The organism is Ottowia sp. (assembly GCF_047601385.1).
Taxonomy (GTDB): domain Bacteria; phylum Pseudomonadota; class Gammaproteobacteria; order Burkholderiales; family Burkholderiaceae_C; genus Ottowia.
The window spans coordinates 1,782,635-1,797,613 of record NZ_JASGJP010000001.1 but is presented as its reverse complement, the minus strand read 5'-3'; the positions used below and the strand labels follow the sequence as shown (position 1 = coordinate 1,797,613).

Genomic DNA, 14,979 nt, shown 5'->3' with positions numbered 1-14,979 from the left:
TGTTCTAGAACCTGTGCCGGATCCCGATGTCGAAGCCAGACGACGAAGCGTTTGCAGCCGTCGTCGCCCCGTTCAATGCCGCCGTCGCGCCCCCGCTGTTCCGCACCCGCGCATAGGCCGTATAAACAGCCGTGCGTTTGCTCAGGTTGTGCCCGTACCCGAGTGCCAACTTGCGGGTTCTCGGCTCGGTCCCTGCCCCAGCGTCGGTCTTGTATTCCGAAAGCGCGATGCGAAACTCGCCAACGCCGACAGGGGCGATGGCCCCGAATACCCAGCCGCGACCATCCGTTGCGCCTGCTTTGTCACGGCTAAGCTGGCCCATCAGCTTGGCGACACCAAAATCCCAATGTGCGCCGATGTTGGTCTGCCTGGTGTTCCCTGCGGCGTACTTTGTCTGGCCGGTCGAAATGGCGACACTCAAAGGCCCCGACGCATATCCCAACCTCATGCCATAGCCCCGACCATCGTCTTTGGTCGCGCCGGCGTTGCTCGGGTTTTCACCCAAGTAGTACATCGCCTGTCCGTAGATGCCGCCCAGCGTCGCCGGCAACGAGTACCCGATGGAATTCGAGGCGCGAACAGAGGTGACCCCAGTGATGATGCTGTTCAGTGTCTGCGACGTTCCCACGCCGTTGTTGTTGAACGGGTCGAAGTCACTGAGGATCCAGTACTGCGGCGTGTAGTCGCGACCGAGGCGCACCTCGCCCCAATTTCCTGCGAGCGACACTGTAGAGCGACGGTTGAATGTCAGCCCCTGGCCGCCGGCTGCACCAGCTGGCGCAGCGCCACTGGCTTGATTGTTGGTGTTGGTTGCCGCCCCGACGCCGCTATCCGGCGAGAACCCAGCCTCCAACCAAAACGAGGCGGACATTCCACCGCCAAGATCCTCGGATCCTCGAAAACCGAGGCGCGAGGAGTTCCACCCACTGTTCGCAAGCTGCGTGCGGTCTGCAAGGGAACCCTTACCCACCGCCAGCGTGGCGTCGATGATGCCGAACAGCGTTACCGACGATTGGGCGTAGGCGGGACTAGTGAGGGCGGCCGATGTTGCGGCCACAGCGATCAAGATGTTCTTCATGTAGATTGATCTCCAGGTAAATAGCTTTGATTGGCTGAACAATTCAGCTTTGCAAAGTTATCCGCGGATCGGCCTACGTGAAACAGTATTAGTCGGCGTTCTTAATATCAGAACGTTGTCTGAGATCGGCGACACTTGACTCGATCGGGGTGCAAAGAAAAGTCGATTCTCAGGCTCGGCGCTTGCAGACCCGAGGCATCGGGCTCCAGCAATATGCGGCCAACGGAATGTGAGCTTTGGGCAGCCTCTGCATTGAAGAATGGACTCCTTAAAGTCAAGTACTGCCGTCGACGCTGCCTCCCCTTTCCGACCATGCTGTTCTATTCTTACGAACGCGCTGTTGCGTGTTTCTCACTGTTTGCCGGTCGAGGCTGGAGAAGCCGCATCAAGAATCGAATGTGCGATTGGTGAGACGCAGGCAGTTAGGCTGCTTGGCAGTGCCAACTTTTTTCCATTTCCCCGAACGCCACGGAATGCCTGCTTGGCCCCTGCAAGCGTCAAGGTGCAGCACGCACCCATTCACGCGCGCCGAGTAGTGACAGTCCGGTATGGCTTGCGAAGATCTCGATCGCTCGTGCAGCCGCGATGCTGTTTCCGGATTCGTCCAGACCGGGCGACCATGCGCATAGACTTCCAACTCCTGGAATTACCGCGACGATCCCTCCTCCAACACCACTCTTCATAGGCAATCCGACCCTAGCGGCAAAGTCACCTGCGGCGTCGTATGTTCCGCACGTGAGCATCAGGGCTACTACGCTGTGGCGCTGTGCGGCCTTCAGTGAATCGCGTGTGCCAGCGACCGAAAGTCCATCGTCCGCTGCAAGTGGCAACACGCATCGCGCGATCTGACGCGCAGTCATGGCGAGTGCGCACTGCCGACAATATGTATCTAGCACTGTTTCGACAGAGTTTCGGATAGATCCGTAGCTCTTGAGCAGATGGGCTATAGCCGCATTGCGGTGACAGCTTCCACGCTCCGACCGCATGACGCCCTGATCAATGTCGATCCGCTCGTCGCGCGCACCTAGTCGCAAGTTTTGGAGTAATGCAAGTTCAGGTTGTGCAAAGCAGGAGCAAAGTATGTCAGTGACGACGAGCGCCCCTGCGTTCACAAAGGGGTTGCGTGTCGCGCCAGCTTCGTGATCAACTTGCACCAGTTCATTGAACGGCCTACCAGACGGCTCCCTCCCCACGCGGCTCCACAGGTCGTCACCTACACGTTCCAATGCGAGCATCAAAGCGAAGAGTTTGGAGATACTTTGAATCGAGAACCGCACATCGGCGTCGCCGACAAATGCCTCCTGGCCGTCCAGCGTGATAAACGCCATACCAAATTGCAGTTGGTTGACGTGTGTCAGTTGCGGAATGTATTTCGGCAACACACCTCGCGACAATAGCGGCTGCACCCTTGCGACTATGTGGGTGAGAAGCGCTTGCGCATCCTTGTTATTCATGTCATTGACGACTCACCTTCGGAGTCTTGTCGGTGTCAGGCGGGTTTTCTTCACCAAGATCTAAATTGATGCGAGCCGGAGCTTGAGCCCGCGTACTTCATCGAGTATCTTCCGCCCGCGTTCTGCACACAGGACGCCTGCAGCAGTTAGTTCCAGGCCGTTGTGATGGCGGTAAAAAAGTTTCCTTCCAATATGATCTTCAAGTGTGCTGATGCGATGGCTCGCTGCGGATTTCGAGATGTGCGCAGCCTTTGCTGCCTCACACAAGCTGCCGTGTTCAGCGCACAAGACCACGAGATAGAAGGTCACAAAGTCGAATCGCGCTAAGTTCAGATGCGCGTCTATGTCTTTTTTTTGATTTGCAGAGGCATCAGCTGGGTGAGGTGACGTGGCCGTTGCATGTACGCGAGTGGAAGCCGAAATTGGTTCGAAGTGAAAGGCCTGCATAGACTCTGCTTTCACTACTTGACACCGGCTGATGCTCGCATAGACGGACTCTTCGGCTCAACGCAGCGCGGCAGTCACCGTCACCTCGAACAGCAGATTCTCCGAAGCGAGCCGAGCCTCCACGGTCGTTCTTGCCGGCGCCGCGCCAAGAGGTATCCAAGACTCCCAAACCTCATTCATCGCGGCGAAGTCATTGATGTCGCGCAGGTATAAGGTGGCCGCGAGGATTCGCGCTCGGTCGCTACCCGCATCGGTCAGGAGTGCATCGACCCGCGATAGAACCTCCTGCACCTGAACCTTGATCCCGGCGTTTTCGTTGGAGCAGCCACTTGCGGTCTGCCCGCATAGGAAGATCAGTCCCGAGTACCGCACGATCTTGCTCATGCGTGCATTCGTATACGTGCGTTCGATATCGTCGGGAACGCCTGCGACAGGCGATGCGGGGGCCTCTTGATCGGTCACCGACGATGTAGTGAGATTTGGATGCTGCATAGGGTGCAAAGGGACTAAGTGCAGGAGCGCCGTCAACGCGCTGTGACTGATGCGAACCTGTCCACGGCAAACGGAGCGATCGGCAATGACGACTGCCCCTCGAGCACCAACTCGGCCACGATCCTTCCACCAATGGGGCCGAGTTCAAAGCCGTGAGCTGAAAATCCGAAAATGTGAACTAGCTGTGGCGCGCGGGGGCTCATCCCGATGACGGGGATTTCATCCGGCATGAACGCTTCCACGCCGGCCCATGCACGCACGACATTGATTCCGGCAAGGTGGGGGAAAAGGTCGGTCACCGTCTTTGCACTAGACGGGAGTCGAAAGAAGTCAACGTCACCGTGACGCTGCACTACATCGGCCTCGCAACGGAGCCCACCGCCAATGAGTACCGTCCCATTTGCGAACTGCTTGAAAGACAGCGGGCGTCCGGCCGCTCCGAGAACCGGCTCGATGAAGTGCGGCACACGCTGAGTGATCATCAGCATGAGTCCTCCCGGCTTCATCGGCACTGAATCTCCTGCCTGCGCAGCGAGTTCACCAGCCCAGGCCCCGGCCGCGTTTACTAGCCATGGCGCGGTGAATACCCCGTGCGGTGTAGTGACGCACCATTGATCACCGACCCGTTCGATGGTTTGCGCAGGCGTGGCTTCGTGGATCTGTGCCCCAAGTCGCTGTGCAGCATGACGAAAGGCCGTGACGGCGCGAAAAGGCACCGCGTGTCCGTCATCCTTGACCCAGATGCCACCGACGACGTGACGTGCTAAGCGCGGCGCGATTTCGCGTACCTGCTGCGCGTCGACTATGACTTCGTGTGTGTAGCCCAGTGCATTGAGAGCCGCGACACGCCCACGCAGCTTGTCGAGTTCCTGCGGCGACTCTGCGACTTGGAACTGGCCACTGGCCACAAACGATCCATCCTCGCCGATCAGCTCGGGCAGGCGATGCCAGAGGTCCAGGGAGGCACGCGCCAGCGGAACCTCAGCATGATGGCGTCCCAAGGTGCGCACGCCCCCCGCATTGACGCCCGATGCGTGGCGCGCGCAGTACTCGGCTTCCAACAACGTAACCTTGGCGCCGCAGCTTGCCAGATGGTAGGCACTGGACATCCCATGGAAGCCTCCCCCTATCACGACGACATCGCTGCCATTCGGCAGTCCGGTATCACGCTTCATGGGCTAACTCTCCCAACGTGATCGGCTTAATCGGTGGCCGAATCCGGAAGTAGCCGGTCTCCGCCGGCGACACGCCTCGTGCATGTGCAATGACCTCAGTCACGGTCAGTCCGCATTGGCGACCTTGGCAGGGTCCCATACCGCAGCGGCCGAAGCTCTTGGCCTGATTGGGACCAGCGCAGCCAATGCGGACGAAGCCGCGCAGGTCACCCGCCGTGACCTCTTCGCACCGGCAGACGATCGTGCTGTCCGCAGGAATGCGGTTGGCTTGTTTGGGGCGGTACAAGGCGTCGAGAAAGGACCGGATGAACAGATGCTGGCGCATCTCAGCGCGCAGCGGCTCTGCCAGATCGTCCCGAGCAAGGTCATTGAGCTTGCGAACTTGTGCTGTTGCGGCCAGGGCGGCAAGCCTTCCCTGCAACGCTGCGACCTGGGCGCCGCCGATACCGCGCCCATCGCCAGCCACGAAGATGCCAGGTATGTCGAGTTCACCCCAAGCGTCCGTCACGGGCACCCAACACAATTGGGCATCGTCCCACAAGTGCCGAGCGCGGAGCGACCAAGTAAACTGAGTATTTGGAACCACGCCCTGATGCAGCAACACGACCGGACTGCGCACTTCGCGCTGCGTACCGCCGCTGACAAACCGCAAGCCTTGAACTTCGTGTTCACCAAGAACGTGTAAGTCAGTCGCGCCGCCATAGAACGGCACACCGGCGCGCCGAAGGGTGGCCATGAGGGTCAACCCCTTCTTTAGGTATCGCCATCCGGCCAAGGCGCCGCCGGCATACCGCAGTGCGTGGCGATAGTCAGTTCCTGCGGTGGTATCGACGATAGCGGCGATCGGTACGCTAGCCTGAACGTACTGCCAACCCAGCAGGTATAGCAGCGGACCGCACCCTGCCAGCACCACAGGCGATCGAGGCGTCATGCCGGAGCCCTTGAGCAGGATTTGCGCCGCTCCCGCTGTCAGCACTCCGGGCAGCGTCCAGCCCGGAATCGGGAAAGGCCGCTCCATCGCCCCAGTGCACAGCAACACCCGTTGCGCCTGGACACTGCGCAAAGCGCCATGCTGCAAGTAGTGCACCTGGTGATGTGGCGTGACCTGCCAAACAGCGGCGCCAGTGATATGGTGCACCCCGCTCGCGGCGAACTCCCGGGCCAATTCCGCTCCGACCGCATAGTCTGGACCGAGCACATGGATGCGCTCGGGCGGCGCAGCGGTAACCCCTCGGTAGATCTGTCCGCCCGCGGCAAGCTGTTCATCAAGCAGCGCAACGCTGGCGCCGTGCCGACGCGCGGTCACGGCCGCAGCCATACCTGCAGGGCCGGCCCCAACGATGGCGATGTCAACAGTATCGACCTGCTGGCGGGACGCAATCTGAGGCGAAGCTTCAGCTGCCATGGTGAGCCCCTCCGACAGTGGCCTGTGCAAGTACCAAGTCTTGGTCGTCAGCGGAAGCAAGAGAGTCTGGCAAGCTGTCTTGCGTGCGGATATCCATACCGGCATGCAGCGGCACCAGGCATCCTTGGCGATTTGGAACACCGTCTATTTCGAGCAGGCATTCAAAGCAAACACCCATCATGCAGTACGGCGCTCGACCCTCGCCAGATACTGGCGATTTGCGGAATCGCCGGACGCCAGCCGCAAGCAGGGCGGCAGCGACACTTGACGCCGCAGGCACTCGCAGAGGTTTGCGATTGAACATCACCTCTACAAGACTTTCGGCATCAGCGAGCGGCTGGAATAATGGTTCAGCGGACATAACGAGAGAAATGAGTTCGATGATCCAGTGACTCCGAGGGACAACTGGCCCGGGTGCGCATAGCTACCGACGCAATCTTGTGCCGTTTAGAGCCAACGCTCTTCTTTGGCATATTGCTCTGTGCACACCGTCCGGAGAAGAATTACGCGGGCCTACTCGATCTTGATGCCAGCGTCAGTGATTACCTTGCGCCACTTCGGAATATCGCTCTTGATCCGAGCAGCAAACTCGCTCGGAGTGCCCGGGATCAACGTGAAGCCTGCTTCCTCAAGCTTCTTTCTGGCACTCGGCTCGCTCAAAGCTCTCTGGAGGTCGGCCGCAATCTTGCGGACGATTTCTGGCGAGGTTCCGGCCGGTGCAAACAACCCAAGCCAAGCGTCTCCGTCATAGCCTGGATACCCTTGTTCAGCGACGGTGGGAACCTCAGGAAGCAGAGCAAGCCGCTTGGGGCTGGTGACGGCCAAGGCACGCAGCTTTCCATCACGGATAAACGGAAGGGATGGCGGCACATCGCTGAATGCTGCCTGCAACTGCCCGGCAGCCAGATCCATCAGTGCCGGTGCACTACCTCTGTAGCCGATCGGCAGCAACTTGATTCCCGCGCGTGCGCTCAGCAACTCCATTGCCATATGTGGCGCAGTGCCAGGCGTACCGTCGTACGGAATCTGGCTCGGATTTCCCTTGGCGAATGAAACAAATTCGGCCAATGATTTAGACGGAATGCCAGGATGCACAGCGAGTACAAACGGAGTAGTGGCCACCAATGTAATGGGCGCGAAGTCACGTTCTGCGTCGTAGGGAAGGGAAGGCCTCAGCGTCGGGGCGACTGCGTGAGTCGATGACGTTCCCAGCAGAATCGTATAGCCGTCGTTCTTCGACTTTGCGACGCCATCAGCTCCAATGGTCCCGCTAGCGCCACCACGATTGTCGACAACCACCGTTTGCTTCCAGACAGCGCCGAGGCGTTCCGCTACAACGCGGCCGAGCATATCCGTCGCACCGCCTGGCGCAAAGGGAACGACTAGTTTCACGACCTTGTTCGGATAGGCCTCCTGTGCATGACTCACCGCAGAAAAGAGAGCCATTCCAATTCCGAAAAGAGCCGCCCGAAGCTGCCACAAGTAGTTGGAGCTCTTGCGAGGGGAGTGGTCGCTACAGAGGAAGTCGGGCATTTCAATTTCTCCTAGGAAAAGGGTTAAAGAAGCTGGGGAAGAAAACTCGGTTGTCGACCACCCTTCCCAAGAAGGTGATCGCAGTTGAATGTCTATCGCTGAAAGAATGAGACTCTCAGCTCAGCTCTCGGAATCATTGCGCGGCCTCTCGACCTACCGTATCTGCAGGCGCCGCGGCGTGTGTGTCAATACCTCGACACCGTTGTCAGTTACGCAGATCGTTTCACTGATTTGAAGACCTCCCGCCGAGAGATACATGTGGAACACCATGCCCTGCTGGAGCTCCCACTCGCCTCCGGGCGTGAACAAGTGCGCGAAGTCCGCTGTCTTTGGTCCCGTGATAATCCCGATCCCGTACCCAGTACTGTGAGGAAAACTGGCGCGGAGACCAGCTGAGGCGAGACCCTCGCGCCCGATGCGATCGATCTCTTTCGCTGGTACACCGGGACGGATGGCAGCGAACTGACGATCCTGGATCTTCACCAGCTGCTCAACGCTAGACAGCAGGTCGGCAGGCGCCTCACCTAGCACTGCGGGCCGCATCAGACGCGAGGAATAGCCGTTTGACTGAGGGAGCAGTTCAACATGGACAGCCTGACCGAGTTCAAGCCGTCGGTCGCCGACGTTGCAATGAAGGTGCTGGGTCGCCGACCCCATGCCAAGCAACACAATGCGCGGCGCGTTGTTGTCGGCACCGGCTGCGAGAGCAGCGGAATATCCCACTGCTACGAGCTCCCGCTCACTCACTCCTTTCGTGATGGCGTCAAGGATCGCGGCGACGCCCAAGTCGGCAATCGCAGCAGCGCGGCGATGCTCCTCTATTTCAGCCGGAGACTTACGGGCGCGCATCTCTACGATGACGCCTGAGATGTCTGCGAATCTCACATCCGGAAGTGCAGCGGCGATGCGGCGCTGGTCGCGGACGGTAAGGTAGTTGGAATCGAGTTCCTGGCCAATGGTGGCCTTCGCCAGCCCCAGACGACGGATCTCATCGATGAGCAAGTCGAACGGGTCTTCCCAATCGACGTAAGCTACCCAATCCTCCACCCAGGAGACCGATGCGAAAAGTGCCTCATCCAGCTTCCGCACAATGCCGTGCACACTGCCGTCGGCCGTGACGATGCAGCACTGGTACATGACTGCGCTAGCCGAGAAGCCAAACAGATAGCGCATGTGCTCGGCGGCGTCGATTATCACGGCGTCGATCTGTCGACCGCGAAGAACTTCGGCCAGCGCCGCGACTCGATTGATCTGATCTGCTCGATGGGATGGAGAGTTCGAAGTTTGGTTGAGCATGTATTCCTCGGCTGTGTGCAATCGCCTGTATTGATCTGGTCACCAAGCAGTCAAAGAACCGCAATTGCTAGCGACCTGTGAGTTGCGGCATTAAGGCGTGGGAGAGCTAGCGGAAGTGCTAGGGCTGGATCACCACCAGCCACCCTTTTCAAGCTGGCTTGAATGGCGGCGATGCGTGACTTGCATGTGAGGACGCTCATGTCGATGCCCCGCTGGCGCTTAGGCAAGTGCGGAGGATTGGCCGCGTACGACGTGAGCGCGCAAAGTCGAGAACTGCAGCATCGAGGTGTCTGGCGTCCATGTGAATGTGCTCCATAACAGTGCGATAGCGCAGTCAAGGTGCCACGATGCACCAACTTCAAACATTACGTTATACATGCTCTTGAGTACGCTATATCACCTTGTAGCTGGATGCTATCCCTCCTACCTCTGAGCTATCAAATACAATTATTTCCCTCAGCCATAACATCACATTATTGATTTGCGGGGGTCCTCGTGCGCCAGCGCCAACTTGAAGCTTTCCGAGCCCTCATGCTCTGCCAGACGGTGACACGGGCCGCCGAAATGCTGTGCATATCGCAACCTGCGGTCACCCGCTTGCTTTCCGACCTGGAAGACAGCGTCGGCTTCCAACTGTTCGAACGCGTGCGCGGACGGCTGCACCCAACCGCCGAAGCACAGTTGCTTTACGAGGAGGTCAACCGCTCGCTGGTCGGGATTGAACGGATCGCGCGTACGGCGCATGCGATAAGAACGCAGCAGCGGGGCGCGTTGAATGTCGCGGCACCTCCGTCGATTGCGCTGTCCCTCATGCCGAGGGCGATTGCAAACTTCCTCAAGGAGTCCAGCGAGATCAAGGTCACATTGGGCGTATATGACTCACGCACGATCGTGGACATGGTGATCGGTCAGCGCTGCGACGTCGGAATCGTTAACCTCTCTATCAGTAATACCGGAACACACGGAGACAGCCTGCTGTCGATCGCTCACGTGTGCGCCGTTCCCGTTGGTCATCGACTATCAGACCGAGAGGTGGTAGTCCCGGCTGATATTGATGGAGAGGTTTTCCTCGCACATCCTGGCCACTTGGGTACGCGCCTGCTGATAGATGCCATGTTTGCGGCTCATGGGGTGACCTACAAGCCTGCACAGGTAGAAACACAAACTGCGGCCGCTATTTGCTCTCTCGTCGCCTCAGGCCAAGGTGTCGCACTCGTCGACGCAATCACTGCTATGGAATACAAGGGAGGAGATCTGAGCTTTATCCCATTCGAGCCATCGATTCCGCTTGAATTCTCAGTATTGAGACCGCTGCGAACATTGCCATCAAAACTCGTTGACCACTTCATCTCGCACGTGCGCGACTTTGCTGTCGCCGAGCTTGATCCGCGCTTGGTGATGAAGTAGACGCGTAGATCTGCATGGCCAGCATCAGAATTTTTACTTCCGAACATGCATCTACGTTGTAGTGCAATGTTCGGCAGCAAAGGTCGAACCGCCTCCCCGCGCTAGACCTACCATGACGAGTCCCGACACGTTACCGATGACTCGCTGAACAGCTTTGGCTCAGAGAGAGAGGGCCCGATGCCTACCAGAATCCCACGTAACGCTACCCCCCCGCACAATTGCCGACGTTCGTTGACCTAAGCGCTGCTCGATCACCTGCTTCCACGGTACGAGGGTGAAACCCAGGCCATCGTCCAGCATCGCGAAGCGGCCGCTGGCCAGCAGCACGTTGCGGCGGTAGACGCCGGACACGCGCTCGCCGTCCGCCGCCGGCCGGTACGGCAAGCCGGTCTCGCCGGCGATGCCACGCGCGGCTGCATCGAGGTCGCGCTGGCGCAAGCTGCCCAGCAGGTTGCGCGCGAGCACCACGCGAGCACCGCACCGCTCGGCCAGGCCCTGCTCGACGAGGAAGTCGCTGCGCTGGCGCAGCGCCTCGCGCAGTTCGCTGCCGAAGCCCTTGTCGGCAACTCCGGCCGCGCCGCCGATCAGTTGCCGGTCCAGCCAAGTTGCGCCGATCACGCGCGCCTGCCGCTCGATCGGCAAGTGCGAATGCAGCGTCACGCTGCCACCGGCAAGGCGCTGCGCGTCGTGCTGGCGTGCCCGCTCGGGCAGGTCAGCCGGCACGCGCCAGACACCCTCGGCCACGCGCTCGACCAAGCCGGCGCGGCGCAGCGCTTCCAGGCGGCGCACGTGCGCAGCGACGGTCTCCTGCGGATCGCCGCGAGCGGGCTGCGCCCGCAGCAACGCAAGGTGATGATCGGTGCGGTACAGGCCACCCTCTGCGAGCCCGGTGATGGTCTTGTCCACAGCACGCCCCTCGGCCGCGCCGCGCGCCTCGACCACGGCGCCAGCCGGGAACTGCTCGAGTTCGGTGCCGGCCGGCAGCGCGACGTAATGCGCGCGGCCGTCGATGCCGTCCACCACGAGGTAGCCGCGCTCCTGCAGTTCGTCGGCCAGGCCCTTGCCGACCACGCGGCCGACCACGGGCTGCGCGACCTCGCCCGGCGTGAAGACGGCCATCTCGCGCTGCTGCGCGCCGAGCGCGTGCTGCATGGTCCGCACGATGTCGCCGCGCTCGCCCATGGCGCGCAGCGTGGGCTCGATGTCCGGCCGCAGCCGCCAGCGGTTGATGCCGTCCGGCTGGGCCAGACCCATCTCGGTCAGTCGCTGCAGCCGGCCGATCAGCAGCGTGCGCGGCTGGTGCGCCGCGTCGGCTTTCGCGGCCAGCTCCACCACGCCGCCACGCGACTGCTGGGCCCGCTGCTGCAGGTCGCGGTCCAGGCTGGTCCAGCGCTCCTGATCCACCTCGCGCAGCAGGCCTTCGCGGATCTCGCGCTCGGTGCGCGGCCCGAGCCATTCGGTCGCCAGTTCGCTCGCGCGCAGCCGCATGCCGTGGGCGATGTAGTCGCGAGCGATGATGAGGTCGTGGCCCGTCTGGTCGCGGCCGCGCAGCACGATGTGGGTGTGCGGGTTGTCGGTGTTCCAGTGATCGACGGCCACCCAGTCGAGCGAGCTACCCAGGTCGCCCTCCATCCGGGTCATCAGGTGGCGCGTGTAGCCGCGCAGGTCTTCGAGCTGCTGCGCGTCCTCGGGCGAGACAATGAAGCGAAACTGATGCCGGTCGCCGCGGCCGCGTTCCTCGAACTCGGCCAGGTCCGCTTGGTCGGTCGCCGGGCCGTAGGCGTGGCCCTTGCCGCCGTCGCGGTCCACCCCCTCGCGCTCGATGTAGCGCAGGTGCGTTTCCACCGAATGCGCGCCGGCCTGCTTCAGCACCACGTAGCGGGCCTTGATGACGACGCGGCGCGCGCCGGGGCCGAGGGTCCGGCCGGCGGTCCGCGCCGCGACGTGGCCGCGACCGAGCTTGGCGGCGCTGCGCGCACCGACCCGCGACGGCTTGGTCGAAGGCTTCGCGCCGGCCTTGTTCGCCTCGCGCAGCACACGGTTGACGAAGCGCTGGCCGCCGCTCGATTGGCGCGCCTTCGGCGGCCCTGGCCGGATGCGGAAGCGGTCGTCGTCGCGCGAAGTCATCGCGCAAGCTCCGGCGCAGCCAAGCGCAACGGAGCATAGGCGGCACGCGAGAACGCGAACGCCGACGCGGACTTCGCGCCGCTCGCGGCACGCGGCCGGCCCCAGGCCGTGCCGCGCCACCCCCCGTGCAGACAAGGCCCACGGCACCCGCGCGTGCCGCGCCCTTCTATCTTGCCCTCCGTCTCTGCCGATCGCTGGCGCGACCGGCCCCGACGGTCGGGCGGCGATCGTCTGCACGGACGAGGCGCGCCGGCCGCAGGCGGCGCGGCACGACGCGTGCATGCCGGTTGCGCGTGGATCGGCAGCGCCGAGGCACGGCGAACGGCAGTCATCGTGCGCTCCAGGTCCACATCGGCTGCGCGCGGCCGAGCACGGCCGCCGCGTCGATGGGACCGAAGTACCGGCTGTCGAACGATGCCGGGTTCGTCGCGCTGAGCAGGAACAGCTCTCCGGCGCGCAGCGCGCGGCAGTGCGACCACAGCGGCAGCCCGCGGCCCAGGCCGTCGGCCTCGCGCGCGAGCGCCACCGGCACGTCATCGACGTAGACGGTGCGCTGCGCGACGCACACCCGCTGCGGTGCCGTCGCGCCGATGCGCTTGAGCAGCGGAACGCGCTCGGGCAGGTAGCCGCGCTGCGCAGCGAGCGCGGCGGCCCCGGCCGGCAGGCGGGCCAGCACGATGTCGCCGACGTGCAGCGCATCGGCCGGTACGGGCAGCGACTCGATGCGATACCAGCCGCGCGGCACGCTGTCGCTCGGGTTGTAGACCCAGCGCGCGGCGGGCGCGTGCAGCGCGGGCCCGGCGAGCGCGGCAACGCCTAGGGTCGCCACCAGCGCGAGCAGGAGGCGATGCGCGGGTCCGCTCATCGCAGCACCTCCCCGCGCAGCCAGGCCGCGTGCCGCCCCGCGCCGTAGGCCGGCAGCGGCTGGCGTGCGGAGAGGCGGTTGCCCAGCGTGCGCCAGTACGCGGGCGCGGCATCGGCCGGGTCGATGGCGAGCGCCTCGATGGCGTCGATCCGCTGCAACACGGCTTGCACCGCGGCTTCGCCTTCGGCGCGCAGCAGCAGGTGAGCGCCGGGCCGGATGCCGGCGATGCGCTGCATGCGCTCGCCCGGCCTGCAGGCTTGCAGCACCATGAGCTGCCAGCAGATCGTTCCGTAGTCGTTGGACTCCCAGCGCACGCGGCAGAAGACCGCGCCCGGCGCGAAGCTTGCGCAGCGCCGCCAGCGGTCCAGGCGCAGCTCGCGCAGCGGCCGGCCGAAGCGCAGATAGAGGTTGATGCGGCGCTCGACATAGGCGAGCGAGACGCGCGTGAGCGGCGGTTCGCGCGGCACGTCCGAAAGCACGTCTGCGCGCACGATGGGCGACAAGGCATCCGCCTGTTGAACGGTCGATGGGTACAAGTTCATGGCCGCTGCTCCGGAAACTCCCGCTCCAGCAGCACGCGCAGCATGTCGGCCACCGTGATGCCCTGCGAGAACGCGGCCACTTTGATCCGCCCGCGCAGCGCCGGCGTCACGTCCAGCGTCAGGCGCGCGGTGTAGACCTCGGCACGCGCGAGCGCCGCCAGGTTGTTGCCGTCGCCGGCGCGCACCCAGGCCTCGGCCTGCGGATTGGCCGGCGGCCTCGATCCAATGGACACGCGCTTGCCGTTCTTCATGCCGGGCCTCGCAACACCTCGGCGGCCAGCGCCGCGATCTCGCGCGCGGCCGGACCGTCGTCGTCGATTTCGCGCACCAGCCGCCCGGCTGCCGCGCTGTCGGCGAAGGCGATGCGCTGGCGCACCTCGGCCGACAGCGCCGGCAGCGGCTGGTCGGCCAGCGCGCCCCGCGCCTCGCGGCCGATCACCGTCGTGCTGACGCGCCGGTTGATGACGAAGGCCGCGCGCAGCGCCGGACGGAACATCTGCGCCTCGCGAACCAGCGACACCATCTCGGCACTGGCCCACACGTCGTAAGGGCTGGGCTGCACCGGGATCAGCACGAGGTCGGCGGCGAGCAGCGCGGAGCGCGCGAGCGCCGCGATGCGCGGCGGCCCGTCGATCACGACGTGATCGGCTCGCCGTGCGAGTTCGGGCGCTTCCTGGTGCAGCGTCTCGCGCGCCAGGCCGACGGCGCCGAACAGGCGCGGCAGGCCGCTCTGGCTGCGCCGCTGCGTCCAGTCCAATGCCGAGCCCTGCGGGTCGGCATCGAGCAGCAGCACGTTCTTGCCAAGCAAGGCCAGCTCGCCGGCCAGGTGCGTGGCGAGCGTTGTCTTGCCGACCCCGCCTTTCTGGTTGAGCAGCGCGATGATCATGGCGCGCTCCTGGCAGACCGGCTTTCGGTATTCGGCCTTGCGAACCTTTCGCCGTTCTTCGCGCTGCGCGTGCCGGATGCGTGCCGTGCGCCGCCGGGGCTTTTCCACAGCGCGCGGCCCTCTCCTGTCGTTAGGTTTTTACTAAATACGTTAGATACGTTAGAGATCGCGCAAGTCGCTGCGGCGCAAGGATTTTTCGGCCATCCGCACGCCTGATAGCACGAGTGCGCTGCGCCTGATAGCACGAGTCGGGGCACGCCTGATAGCACGAG

At 63.0% G+C, this 14,979-nt stretch carries 15 protein-coding genes; 1 reads left to right on the top strand and 14 read right to left on the bottom strand.

Annotated features, from left to right (window positions below; genetic code table 11):
* Positions 1-4 precede the first annotated feature (4 nt).
* From QM772_RS08695 to QM772_RS08655, 9 genes are all read right to left on the bottom strand, one after another.
* Positions 5-1,078: a porin gene (locus QM772_RS08695; protein ID WP_415135525.1), complete on the bottom strand. Its 1,074-nt coding sequence runs from the start codon at positions 1,076-1,078 to the stop codon at positions 5-7.
* Between the two features lie 497 nt (positions 1,079-1,575).
* Entirely contained in the window at positions 1,576-2,532 is a 957-nt protein-coding gene (locus tag QM772_RS08690; protein ID WP_415135523.1) for a glutaminase, read from the bottom strand.
* A 60-nt stretch (positions 2,533-2,592) separates the two neighbouring features.
* On the bottom strand, positions 2,593-2,979 hold the full coding sequence (locus QM772_RS08685) for a LysR family transcriptional regulator (RefSeq protein WP_415135521.1): 387 nt from the start codon (positions 2,977-2,979) through the stop codon (positions 2,593-2,595).
* A gap of 57 nt (positions 2,980-3,036) precedes the next feature.
* Positions 3,037-3,363 (bottom strand): RidA family protein, encoded by a 327-nt coding sequence (locus QM772_RS08680; RefSeq protein ID WP_415135519.1) that lies wholly within the window; start codon positions 3,361-3,363, stop codon positions 3,037-3,039.
* A 140-nt stretch (positions 3,364-3,503) separates the two neighbouring features.
* The gene (locus QM772_RS08675) at positions 3,504-4,646 is read right to left on the bottom strand and encodes an NAD(P)/FAD-dependent oxidoreductase (RefSeq protein WP_415135517.1); all 1,143 of its coding nucleotides are present in this window, start codon (positions 4,644-4,646) and stop codon (positions 3,504-3,506) included.
* Entirely contained in the window at positions 4,636-6,051 is a 1,416-nt protein-coding gene (locus tag QM772_RS08670; RefSeq protein WP_415135515.1) for an NAD(P)/FAD-dependent oxidoreductase, read from the bottom strand. The genes QM772_RS08675 and QM772_RS08670 overlap by 11 nt, the downstream gene beginning before the upstream one ends.
* Positions 6,041-6,412, bottom strand: coding sequence for a (2Fe-2S)-binding protein (locus tag QM772_RS08665; protein ID WP_415135513.1), 372 nt, complete (start codon positions 6,410-6,412; stop codon positions 6,041-6,043). The genes QM772_RS08670 and QM772_RS08665 overlap by 11 nt, the downstream gene beginning before the upstream one ends.
* A gap of 152 nt (positions 6,413-6,564) precedes the next feature.
* Positions 6,565-7,584, bottom strand: a complete 1,020-nt coding sequence (locus QM772_RS08660; RefSeq protein ID WP_415135511.1) for a Bug family tripartite tricarboxylate transporter substrate binding protein — start codon at positions 7,582-7,584, stop codon at positions 6,565-6,567.
* A 153-nt stretch (positions 7,585-7,737) separates the two neighbouring features.
* A complete protein-coding gene (locus tag QM772_RS08655; RefSeq protein ID WP_415135509.1) occupies positions 7,738-8,880 on the bottom strand; it encodes a M24 family metallopeptidase in 1,143 nt (380 codons plus the stop codon).
* A gap of 495 nt (positions 8,881-9,375) precedes the next feature.
* Here QM772_RS08655 and QM772_RS08650 point away from each other — a divergent pair, with 495 nt between their 5' ends.
* Complete coding sequence (locus QM772_RS08650; protein ID WP_415135507.1) at positions 9,376-10,287, top strand: LysR substrate-binding domain-containing protein; 912 nt, start codon at positions 9,376-9,378, stop codon at positions 10,285-10,287.
* 159 nt (positions 10,288-10,446) lie between these two features.
* Here the strand turns inward: QM772_RS08650 and QM772_RS08645 are convergent, their stop codons facing one another.
* The 5 genes from QM772_RS08645 to parA form a co-directional block, all read right to left on the bottom strand.
* Positions 10,447-12,414: a DUF3363 domain-containing protein gene (locus QM772_RS08645; RefSeq protein WP_415135506.1), complete on the bottom strand. Its 1,968-nt coding sequence runs from the start codon at positions 12,412-12,414 to the stop codon at positions 10,447-10,449.
* Between the two features lie 328 nt (positions 12,415-12,742).
* A complete protein-coding gene (locus QM772_RS08640) occupies positions 12,743-13,279 on the bottom strand; it encodes a S26 family signal peptidase (RefSeq protein WP_415135504.1) in 537 nt (178 codons plus the stop codon).
* A complete protein-coding gene (locus QM772_RS08635; RefSeq protein WP_415135502.1) occupies positions 13,276-13,821 on the bottom strand; it encodes a DUF2840 domain-containing protein in 546 nt (181 codons plus the stop codon). The genes QM772_RS08640 and QM772_RS08635 overlap by 4 nt, the downstream gene beginning before the upstream one ends.
* Positions 13,818-14,072 carry a chromosome partitioning protein ParB gene (locus tag QM772_RS08630; protein ID WP_415135500.1) on the bottom strand — a complete coding sequence of 85 codons (255 nt, stop codon included), beginning with the start codon at positions 14,070-14,072 and terminating at the stop codon, positions 13,818-13,820. The genes QM772_RS08635 and QM772_RS08630 overlap by 4 nt, the downstream gene beginning before the upstream one ends.
* The gene (parA, locus tag QM772_RS08625; RefSeq protein WP_415135498.1) at positions 14,069-14,707 is read right to left on the bottom strand and encodes a ParA family partition ATPase; all 639 of its coding nucleotides are present in this window, start codon (positions 14,705-14,707) and stop codon (positions 14,069-14,071) included. The genes QM772_RS08630 and parA overlap by 4 nt, the downstream gene beginning before the upstream one ends.
* Positions 14,708-14,979 lie beyond the last annotated feature (272 nt).

What these genes read in the sequence shown, in the direction of transcription:
- QM772_RS08695 (WP_415135525.1), bottom strand. Translation starts at nt 1,078, where the DNA reads ATGAAGAACATCTTGATCGCTGTGGCCGCAACATCGGCCGCCCTCACT.
- QM772_RS08690 (WP_415135523.1), bottom strand. Translation starts at nt 2,532, where the DNA reads ATGAATAACAAGGATGCGCAAGCGCTTCTCACCCACATAGTCGCAAGG.
- QM772_RS08685 (WP_415135521.1), bottom strand. Translation starts at nt 2,979, where the DNA reads ATGCAGGCCTTTCACTTCGAACCAATTTCGGCTTCCACTCGCGTACAT.
- QM772_RS08680 (WP_415135519.1), bottom strand. Translation starts at nt 3,363, where the DNA reads ATGAGCAAGATCGTGCGGTACTCGGGACTGATCTTCCTATGCGGGCAG.
- QM772_RS08675 (WP_415135517.1), bottom strand. Translation starts at nt 4,646, where the DNA reads ATGAAGCGTGATACCGGACTGCCGAATGGCAGCGATGTCGTCGTGATA.
- QM772_RS08670 (WP_415135515.1), bottom strand. Translation starts at nt 6,051, where the DNA reads ATGGCAGCTGAAGCTTCGCCTCAGATTGCGTCCCGCCAGCAGGTCGAT.
- QM772_RS08665 (WP_415135513.1), bottom strand. Translation starts at nt 6,412, where the DNA reads ATGTCCGCTGAACCATTATTCCAGCCGCTCGCTGATGCCGAAAGTCTT.
- QM772_RS08660 (WP_415135511.1), bottom strand. Translation starts at nt 7,584, where the DNA reads ATGCCCGACTTCCTCTGTAGCGACCACTCCCCTCGCAAGAGCTCCAAC.
- QM772_RS08655 (WP_415135509.1), bottom strand. Translation starts at nt 8,880, where the DNA reads ATGCTCAACCAAACTTCGAACTCTCCATCCCATCGAGCAGATCAGATC.
- QM772_RS08645 (WP_415135506.1), bottom strand. Translation starts at nt 12,414, where the DNA reads ATGACTTCGCGCGACGACGACCGCTTCCGCATCCGGCCAGGGCCGCCG.
- QM772_RS08640 (WP_415135504.1), bottom strand. Translation starts at nt 13,279, where the DNA reads ATGAGCGGACCCGCGCATCGCCTCCTGCTCGCGCTGGTGGCGACCCTA.
- QM772_RS08635 (WP_415135502.1), bottom strand. Translation starts at nt 13,821, where the DNA reads ATGAACTTGTACCCATCGACCGTTCAACAGGCGGATGCCTTGTCGCCC.
- QM772_RS08630 (WP_415135500.1), bottom strand. Translation starts at nt 14,072, where the DNA reads ATGAAGAACGGCAAGCGCGTGTCCATTGGATCGAGGCCGCCGGCCAAT.
- parA (WP_415135498.1), bottom strand. Translation starts at nt 14,707, where the DNA reads ATGATCATCGCGCTGCTCAACCAGAAAGGCGGGGTCGGCAAGACAACG.